Annotated in this window: 7 protein-coding genes, 1 tRNA gene and 1 other RNA gene; 5 read left to right on the forward strand and 4 right to left on the reverse strand. The window is 67.3% G+C overall.

From position 1 onward, the window contains the following. Nucleotides 1–16 precede the first annotated feature (16 nt). Genes tmk through AC529_RS05695 form a run of 3 tightly spaced genes read right to left on the reverse strand, consistent with a single transcriptional unit; the run spans nucleotide 17 to nucleotide 2,851 of the window. Complete coding sequence (gene tmk, locus AC529_RS05685) at nucleotides 17–631, reverse strand: dTMP kinase (protein WP_083947944.1); 615 nt, start codon at nucleotides 629–631, stop codon at nucleotides 17–19. Continuing rightward, a complete protein-coding gene (locus tag AC529_RS05690; protein ID WP_068754127.1) occupies nucleotides 628–2,091 on the reverse strand; it encodes a B12-binding domain-containing radical SAM protein in 1,464 nt (487 codons plus the stop codon). The genes tmk and AC529_RS05690 overlap by 4 nt, the downstream gene beginning before the upstream one ends. Continuing rightward, the gene (locus tag AC529_RS05695; RefSeq protein ID WP_198156297.1) at nucleotides 2,066–2,851 is read right to left on the reverse strand and encodes a DNA-3-methyladenine glycosylase family protein; all 786 of its coding nucleotides are present in this window, start codon (nucleotides 2,849–2,851) and stop codon (nucleotides 2,066–2,068) included. The genes AC529_RS05690 and AC529_RS05695 overlap by 26 nt, the downstream gene beginning before the upstream one ends. Nucleotides 2,852–3,181: 330 nt before the next feature. Between AC529_RS05695 and AC529_RS05700 the strand changes: the two genes are divergently transcribed. From AC529_RS05700 to AC529_RS05710, 3 genes are all read left to right on the forward strand, one after another. Beyond that, nucleotides 3,182–3,670, forward strand: coding sequence for a hypothetical protein (locus tag AC529_RS05700; protein WP_068754129.1), 489 nt, complete (start codon nucleotides 3,182–3,184; stop codon nucleotides 3,668–3,670). Between the two features lie 264 nt (nucleotides 3,671–3,934). Further along, complete coding sequence (locus AC529_RS20345) at nucleotides 3,935–5,491, forward strand: helix-turn-helix domain-containing protein (RefSeq protein WP_198156298.1); 1,557 nt, start codon at nucleotides 3,935–3,937, stop codon at nucleotides 5,489–5,491. A gap of 17 nt (nucleotides 5,492–5,508) precedes the next feature. Then, nucleotides 5,509–5,886, forward strand: coding sequence for a hypothetical protein (locus AC529_RS05710; RefSeq protein WP_068754131.1), 378 nt, complete (start codon nucleotides 5,509–5,511; stop codon nucleotides 5,884–5,886). A gap of 481 nt (nucleotides 5,887–6,367) precedes the next feature. Here the strand turns inward: AC529_RS05710 and AC529_RS05715 are convergent. Continuing rightward, nucleotides 6,368–6,452: transfer RNA gene (locus AC529_RS05715), tRNA-Ser, on the reverse strand. 124 nt (nucleotides 6,453–6,576) lie between these two features. Here AC529_RS05715 and ffs point away from each other — a divergent pair. Further along, nucleotides 6,577–6,672, forward strand: an RNA gene (gene ffs / locus AC529_RS05720) — signal recognition particle sRNA small type. A 131-nt stretch (nucleotides 6,673–6,803) separates the two neighbouring features. Further along, the coding region (locus tag AC529_RS20790; protein ID WP_232306584.1) for a DNA polymerase III subunit gamma and tau at nucleotides 6,804–8,047 on the forward strand (1,244 nt) is incomplete at its 3' end.

Below are 8,047 nucleotides of genomic sequence, written 5' to 3' on the forward strand. Positions count from 1 at the left end.
CACCTGGGATGGCTTACTAGAGATGTCGGTGCGACCATAGCGCCTGGATGGTTGCGGCGAGACGGGAAACCGTTGTTCCCACATCAGAACCGGTGTCGATCACCAGTGTGGGAACGCCGATACCCTCCAGCATGGCAAGCACTTCCTGGTAGAGGACGAACTCCCGGTCGGTGTTGGCGGGATCGTCCTCGAAACGGCCGTGGGAGCCGCGTGTGGTCAGCCGCTCGCGGAGCACATCGGGTGGGGCCGTCATGATGACGTTCAGGTCGGGAAGATCGACGTGGGTGTTGAGGGCGCGGACGAATTCGGGAGGAACGCCGTCGATTCCGGCTTGCAGGACCAGGGACGAGGCAAGGTAGCGGTCACACAGCACCAACTGTTCTGCTGCCAGAGCAGGGCGGATCTCGGTGTCGAGGTGGTGGTAGCGGTCGGCGGCGACCAAGCAGGCCAAGGACAGGCCGCGGTAGTCGCCGGTGTGGGCACGGGTGAAGCGGCCCAGTGCGGAGTGCGACGGTTCGGTGGTGGCGACCACCGGCAGCCCTTCCTCGGAAAGTCGCTCGCGCAAGAGTCTCACGGTGGTGGATTTCCCAGCGCCCCCGGGACCGTCGAAGGCAACGAACAGACCGCTCACGCCGCCCTCCGCATGTACTCGCTGCGGGACAGTTCCACCAGCGCAGCGCGTACTTCCTCGACGGTGGGCTCGCCGAACTGGATGCCGGTGGAGAAGTTGAATTCGTCGCGGCGGTGCAGGGCCACGTCCACTCCCTGATCGGTCAGGTCCACCGCCGTGTAGTTGAGCAGTTGGGTGGGGGTGTAGCGGCCAGTGGCGAGCAGTCGGCGCCATTCGGGTGTGCCAGGGTAGGGCCGGAACTCGAACACAGAGGAGCGGAACCGGCCCGGAGCGCTGTCGGCGAGGTCCCACAGTTCGTGGACCAGGGCGACAGTCTCGGCCATCTCTTCGCGGGTTTCGGTGGGAAATCCCAGGATGAAGTAGCCCTTGACGTTGATTCCGCGAGAAAGGAGGCGGACGATCACAGAGCGGACCATGTCGCGGGTGATGCGTTTGTCGATGTAGGTCAGCACCCGTTCACTGCCGGACTCGATGCCCAAGGCGACCTCACGCAGCCCGTTGGCTGCCAGCAGGTCCAGGGTTGCTTCGTCGAGCCGGTGCAGTACGTTGATGCGGCCGGTGGCGTCCCACACCGCCCAGTCACCGATTCGCGCCTTGGTGAAGCAGACTGTCATCTGGTCGATGACGCGCCGGGCGCCCAGGAACAGGTCGTCGACGAAGCGGAACGCCGTCACGCCGAGGTTGTCGCGCAACTGCTCCATCTCGGCGACGATGCCCTCGGCGCTGCGCACCCGGATGGTGACGTCAGGATTGGCCGAGACAGCGGCACCGCAGAACGAGCAGTCGTAGGGGCATCCACGCGCTGCGACCATGGCGGCCTCCCATCGCCCTGCGTCAGAGTAGGGGTCTTGGACGAGGTAGCGACGGTCCACGAACGGTAGTCCGTCGACGGGCGGGGCGAGGTGGTGGCCATGTCCGGGACGTCCTCCGGTGACCGGGGTCTTCAGCAGGGGGTCGAGCCACATCACGCCGGGCAGGTCGGCGCGGCGGTGGTGGTCGTCCAGCAGTTCAGCGACACGGGTCTCGGCCTCGCCGATGACCAGGGCCGCACAGCGGGCCATGCGTTCATCGGTGAGGATCTGGGTGGGCATGGCCTTGGCCTGGTGGCCGCCCACCATCACCTTGATGTCGGGATCGAGGCCCGAGGCGATGGTCGCGGAGATCTCGTAGGTGGGGGCCAGCAGGTTGAATCCGACCCAGCGGGGCCGTGCCCGGTTGACCGCGGCGACAGTGTCGGCGACCGACAGGCCGAGCGCCTCGGCGTCGAGCACTCCCACGTTGAACCCGCGGTGGGCGGCGTAGGTGGCGATGTAGCCGACACCCAGCACGGGAAGGGTGAAGTCGTTGACGCGGGGACGCTGGGCGTAGTCGCGCAGCGGGGTGTTGACGAACAGGGCGTCCAGGGCGTGGTCGGGGTTGTGGCCGCGGATGGGGTCAGTCGGGGGCGTACTCCTGTGCACGGCGTCCTCCCAGAGCCAGGGTGAGCACGGTGAGGGTCGACAGTTCGCGGGGAGTGGTGGTGCAGCGCTTCCAGCGGGCGGCGAACTCGGGTTCGCTGTCGGGCCAGGCCAGGCCAGGGGCAGCCTGAGCCGCACAGGTACGGACCGCCAGGTCGCCGCAGGGGTAGCGGGAGAAGTCGCCGGTGTGGTCGGCGACAGCGGCACCGGCGGTCCACGGGCCAATCCGGTGTACCGACTGCACTTGGGTGACCAGGTCGGTGGGGGGCAGACTCGCCCATTTGTCACCGAGGTCGAGGAACGCCTCGGCGGCGGCGCGCAGCGGACGCCGTTTGAACGCCATGCCCAGGCGCGCGTACTCGGCGTCGCTCACCGCCAGAACCGTCTCCGGGGCGGGAAAGGCGCGTAGACGGTTTCCATCGCGGGTGACGCTCTCACCGAAAGCTGCGCTGAACCGCTGATACATGAGACGGGCCTGGCCGGCGCGGATGACCTGTCGGATGATCGCGGTGGCCAGGGCATCCCACAGGTCGGGGTTGCGCAACCGAGCGACCGGGCCCCGCCCGTACAGCACTTTCCGCAACCGCTCAGGGACGCCTTCGCCAAGGTTTACGGGATCGTAGACGTCAACCATGAGTCCGGCCGTTCCGTCCCAGGACTGGAGCGGCAGAGTGACAGCGGAGACGATTCGCGGCCCGTCGCTCGTGCGGACGACGCGGACTCCGGAGTCGGTCCAGCCCGGATGATCGGTCAACAGGTGCACGGCCTCTCCTCGGCTCAGGGCGAGTTGGTCTCAGACTCTGGCACATCGTGCCGCGCTTCCAGCAGGACGTCACAGAACTGGTCTCTCTCCGGGCCGCACAACCGGTGCTCCCGTATGAGGGGCGATGACGCCTTGCTTCTGAGTAGAACGTTTTTCCTGTCGGTGCTCTACAGCGTTCCTCGAACCGCTGGATCGGACAAGCACAACTCCGGTAATGATTGCAATAAAGTGTGATGACTCTAATGTCTCAAACATTGGAATAACCACTAAAACCAGTAGAGATGCCAGTGGCGGGGCTAACGCGGATCGATCAAGGCGCGGTTCCTCATAATGGAGGCCCGTGCGACCGCCGCTGCCGGAGACGCGGCGGCCTGCACCCGGGCGATGGCCGCGGCCGAGACGGAGTTCGTCCGCAGCAGGCCGGAGGAGGATCCTGAGTGGATCGGATACTTCGACGCCTGCGAGTTCACCGACGAACTCGCCCACTGCCACCGCGACCTCGGTCGCGCTGCCGCAGCTCGTACCCATGCCGAGGAGTGTCTGAGGTTGAGCACGGGGGACGACTACGCGCGCAGCCGCTCCTTCTCCCACATAGTGCGTGTGGCGGCGGTACTCGCTCAGAACGAACTCGACGAGGCCGCCGCACTCGGCACGGCCGTCCTTCCTCTGGTCGAGCGGACCGCTTCGGCCCGTGTCCGTGGCTGTCTCGACTCGCTCGTCCGACGCTTCACCGCGCACTCTGCCCACCCGGCGGTGCGAGAATTCCTGGACCGCTCAGTCCCGGTCGTCGGCAGGTTGCCGATACGGCGGGGTCAGTAGGGGTGCCAGTGGCGGGGACGGCTCGGGTCGGCCAGGTCGGTGATCCTGCGGTGGATCTCCTCGTCGATCCGAGGATTCTCTCCGGCTCCGCGAACCCAGCAGGCATGCGGCCTCCCCAACTCGTTCCGGTCCTCGTCCACTGAAGAAGAACGTGTTGTGTGCTCGCACAGTCTGGCTGCGCTGGTTTGCGAGGGCTGGGAGACCCGAGCCCAGGCTGCAGGCCGTAATAATCTGTTATGGAGTACCTGGCTTCCTTAGGAGATCATGGCCTCCGTGATCTGCGGCCACTGCGGGCACGACCGTGCCGAGGGGAGATGCGAGTGCATTCCCGTCGCTTTCTGGCAGCGCGCTGACGTCCGCGAGGCGGTGGCGCGCTCGGATGTGACGCGGATCGTGCGGCTGCTGCGCACCCATACGGAGTTGACGCAAGAGGCCATCGGAAACATGACCGGCCTGTCCCAGGGCATGGTCTCGCAGATGGAATCGGGGAAGCGCTCCCTGCGCGATGCGGCCAAGAAGCGCAGGGCTCTGGAAGGCCTCGGTATCCTCCCTCCAGCTTCCACTATGAGGGCGGGACCATCGGGTGCAGGCGCACCGCTCGACACGTCGGATGCTGAGGACATCTCAGCGAGAACCTGTACCACTCCCGCCGTCGAGGGGTTTCACTCGAACGGTCCCGTGGGACAACCACTCCCCCAGCGCCCTCTCTCCAGGAAGGCCAGCCCGGATCCGCAAAACGACCGCAGTCTGCTCCCGGTGTGGCCCGGCCAGACGGGTGCTCCGGAGAATGACGACATGAACCGCCGTGAACTGCTGCGCCTGTTCAGTGTCACCGGCACACTGCTGGCCCTGCCATCTGCCGGGTTCGTACCGGGCATCGACCAAACGATCAGTTCTATTCCAGGACGGTCGGGGCGCCTGGATGCCACCGCACTGGACGAGTACACGCAGTTGAACAGCAACCTATGGCGCGTCTTCGGGTTGACCCCGTCCAAAAGCCAGGTGCTGTCCCTGGTGCGCACCCAACTCGACGTGCTGACCGACAAGCTCAAACAGCCCCACGACGAGGCCGCCCGCCAGCGGCTCTGCTCTCTTACCGCGGACCTGTTCCAGTTGGCCGGAGAGATCTTCTTCGACGGCAACCACTACACCGACGCCACCCACTGCTACTCCCTCGCCGCTTCTGCGGCCAAGGAGGCCGGAGCGTTCGACCTCTGGGCGTGCGCACTGACACGGCACGCGTTCGTTGCGGTCTATGAACAGCAGTTCCCCCAAGCGGTCCCTTTGCTGGAACTCGCCGCGGCCCTTGCACGCCGCGGGGACTCGACACTGTCCACCCGATACTGGGTCGCCGCCGTGCAGGCTGAGACCTTCGCCGGTCTCGGAGACCAAGACGCCTGCCAGCGGGCTTTGGACACCGCGGAGCAGGTTCTGGACCTGCCCGGCCAGGTCCACAACGGTGGCTGGCTGCGCTTCGACGGCTCGCGCCTGGCTGAGGAGCGCGGCACCTGCTATGTCGCACTGGGACGGTCCGACCTCGCCGAGACAGCGCTCACCAAGGCCCTGAGCGGACCCCTTACTGTGCGACGCCGTGCAGGCGTGCTCACCGACCTCGCGCTTCTCGGCGTCCAGCGTCGAGACCCAGAGCAGGTGGTGGCCTTCACCGCCGAGGCGGTGGAGGCGGCCCGCCAGACCGGATCGGGCGTGATCAACCGCAAACTGCGAGGGCTCCAGCAGTATCTGTTACCGCTGCTCCGCGACAGACGCATCCGTCGGCTCAACGACGACATCACCGCCCTCACCAGACCTGCATCCGGATAATCGACAGAGGAGTTGAAGTGCACGACGAGCGAGGCCGGCTGTTTCGCGACGCGTGGATCGCCGGGGTGAAGAACCACTATCCCGGCGACCCCAAACCGAGTTACATCGCTCCCTGGGAAGACACTCCCGACTGGGAACGGGCCGCCGCGGCCGCCGTCTACGAGCAGGTCGCCGCCTTCGTCGAGACGACCAACGGCGCCACCGCCAAACTCACCCGATCCCAGAAGGGCCGGTTCGTCGCCCTGTGCTGGATCGGCCAGATCTACAAGCACTTTCCCGACCCCAAGCCCTCCTATGTCGCCGACTGGGACGACCTGCCAGCCTGGCAGCAGGAAACCGACGCCGACATCTTCGAACAGATCGAAATACACGTCAGGGCCGACAAGGCCGTGTGACGGGTGCGAAGCCCTCAGGGAGCGTGACAGCCCCTGAGGGCCTTCCCGAGACCGGCGTCTCACCCATCAGCGGACCACCCTGCCCCCGGCGCTGGCGGACCTGTTTTGACCTGCGCTCTCATGACAGCACCCAACTCGTACCGACGGCTGTCACGCGGTCGTAGGTAGAGGTCCGTGCCTGTGTCATGCCAGGCATCGATGACACCGGCCCAACCAAGCCGCTGGAACTCGGCCAGGACCTCTGACTCACCCGAGGTTCCCACCGCTCCGTTCTTACCTGCACGCATCAACCTGCCCCGCTCGTCTTCCTCCGCAACGAGGGTCTCCCATTACACGCTGAGTCACTGCCCCCTGACAGCTCGCGTCCCGGCCTGCTTGGCAGGGGACAGGACTGTCCGGACAAGTCGACTGAGACGGAAACACGACGAGGCCCCGGGCGCTGTGCGCTCCGGGGCCTTCGTGCTGCCCTGTTCAGGCGGTGCGGAGGATACGAGATTCGAACTCGTGAGGGGTTGCCCCCAACACGCTTTCCAAGCGTGCGCCCTAGGCCACTAGGCGAATCCTCCGTGGACCACTCTACATGGAACCGGACAGTGCTCCGAACCGATATCCGGTCCCGCCGGGCCTCCACGGCCCGGACCTGCACGGTGTCCGGGTTCGCGAAACCTCACGGCGGCCTATAGACTCTGGGGCAGCCCCTCGTGCGGCGTCATCCTATGAACCTCCCCAGGGCCGGAAGGCAGCAAGGATAAGTAGGCTCTGGCGGGTGCGCGAGGGGTCTTTCGCGTTTCGGGCCGCCGATCGCGCGCAAGCAGGCCCCGCCTGTCCCCGGAACCGGGTTGAATGGATGACGTGGACGCCACCGAGGAGCCTGTGACCCCACAGCGCCGGTCCGCGGAGGGAGCAGTGAGCGCGCCGTGAGCATCGCCCTGTACCGCAAGTACCGTCCCGCGACCTTCGCCGAGGTGCGCGGTCAGGAGCACGTCACCGAGCCGCTGCGCCAGGCGCTGCGCAACGGCCGGGTCAACCACGCCTACCTGTTCAGCGGTCCGCGCGGCTGCGGCAAGACGTCCAGCGCGCGCATCCTGGCCCGCTCCCTCAACTGCGCGAAGGGTCCCACGCCCGACCCGTGCGGGGAGTGCGACTCGTGCGTGGCGCTGGCTCCCGACGGGGGCGGCAGCATCGACGTCATCGAGATCGACGCCGCCTCGCACGGTGGTGTCGACGACGCCCGTGACCTGCGGGAACGCGCGTTCTTCGCGCCGGTGAACTCGCGGTACAAGGTGTACATCATCGACGAGGCGCACATGGTGACCCGCGAGGGTTTCAACGCGCTGCTGAAGCTCGTCGAGGAGCCGCCGCCGCACCTGAAGTTCGTCTTCGCCACGACCGAGCCCGAGAAGGTCATCGGCACGATCCGGTCGCGCACCCACCACTACCCGTTCCGGCTGATCCCGCCGAGCACGCTGCGCGAGCTGATGGAGGAGATCCTCACCGAGGAGGGCGTGCCCTATGACCCGGCGGCGCTGTCGCTCGTGGTGCGCGCCGGCGGCGGTTCGGCGCGCGACTCGCTGTCCATCCTCGACCAGTTGCTCGCGGGCTCCGACGAGCGGGGCATCACCCGCGAGGGCGCGGTGCAGTTGCTCGGCTACACCGACTCCAGCCTGCTCGGGGAGATGGTCGACGCGCTGGGCGCCCGTGACGGGGCGGCGGTGTTCGGACTGATCGACCGGGTGGTCGAGGGCGGGCACGACCCCCGCCGGTTCGCCGCCGACCTGTTGGAGCGCGTCCGCGACCTGGTGGTGCTCAACGCGGTGCCCGACGCGTTGGACAAGGGCCTGATCAACGTGCCGCCCGATGCGGTGGAGCAGATGCGCGAGCAGGCGGGCCGCCTCGGCGCGGCGCAGTTGACCCGCGCCGCCGAGATCCTCAACAAGGGGTTGACGGAGATGCGCGGGGCCACCGCGCCGCGGCTGCTGCTGGAACTGATGTGCTCGCGCATCCTGCTGCCCGCGGTCGACCCCGGCGACGAGCTGTCGCTGGCGGCCCGGTTGGAGCGGTTGGAGCGCGGCGGCGTCGCCGCCGCACCTGCGGCAGCGCCCGCGGCGGCTCCCGCTGCTGCTCCGGCGGCTCCCGCGCCCGCGGGGGGTGCGCCGTCTGC

Origin of the sequence: Thermobifida cellulosilytica TB100 (assembly GCF_001517975.1) — a bacterium.
Classification (GTDB): Bacteria; Actinomycetota; Actinomycetes; order Streptosporangiales; family Streptosporangiaceae; genus Thermobifida; species Thermobifida cellulosilytica.

Bases quoted from the DNA above. Each gene is read 5' to 3' on its own strand.
- AC529_RS05700 (WP_068754129.1), top strand. From the start codon at position 3,182: ATGGAGGCCCGTGCGACCGCCGCTGCCGGAGACGCGGCGGCCTGCACC.
- AC529_RS20345 (WP_198156298.1), top strand. From the start codon at position 3,935: ATGGCCTCCGTGATCTGCGGCCACTGCGGGCACGACCGTGCCGAGGGG.